Source organism: Corallococcus sp. AB049A, assembly GCF_003668885.1.
Lineage (GTDB): Bacteria > Myxococcota > Myxococcia > Myxococcales > Myxococcaceae > Corallococcus > Corallococcus interemptor.
Genome location: NZ_RAWL01001101.1, coordinates 1 through 446, shown reverse-complemented (window position 1 = coordinate 446; position 446 = coordinate 1). Strand labels below are relative to the sequence as shown.

Annotated in this window: 1 protein-coding gene and 1 pseudogene; both read right to left on the bottom strand. The window is 66.4% G+C overall.

Annotated features, from left to right (window positions below):
• A pseudogene (locus tag D7X55_RS46445) lies at positions 1 to 233 on the bottom strand (hypothetical protein); the annotation flags it as partial.
• Positions 230 to 446, bottom strand: a 217-nt coding sequence (locus tag D7X55_RS46440) for a glycoside hydrolase family 15 protein (protein WP_368666528.1), incomplete at its 5' end; no start/stop codon positions are given. The pseudogene D7X55_RS46445 and the gene D7X55_RS46440, both read right to left, overlap by 4 nt.

Genomic DNA, 446 nt, shown 5'->3' with positions numbered 1-446 from the left:
CCGTTGTAGTAGCCGTCCACCTCGCGCTTGCTCAGGTCCATGGTGACGTAGTCGATGTCACCGTCTTTCTGCCGGTGCAGCGTGCCGCTGCCGTCCTTTACCGTCTTGCCGCTCCAGCCGAACCACAGGCCGCCGCGTTCCTTCAGGGCGGCCAGCAGGCCGACAGCCAGGCCGCCGGCGCGGTTCTCGCCGGGTACGGCCACACGATTTGAAACCACCACCAGACGACTCACGATGCCTCCTGCCAGGACCGCGACAGGCGCATCGCGGCAGTGATCAGGCCGACGTGCGAATAGGTCTGCGGGAAATTGCCCCAGGCCTCGCCGCTGTCGAAGGCCAGATCCTCCGACAGCAGGCCCAGGTGGTTGCGCTGCTTCAGCAGCAGCTCGAACATCTCGCGCGCCTCGTCCATGCGCCCGATCGCCGCCAGCGCATCGATGTACCAG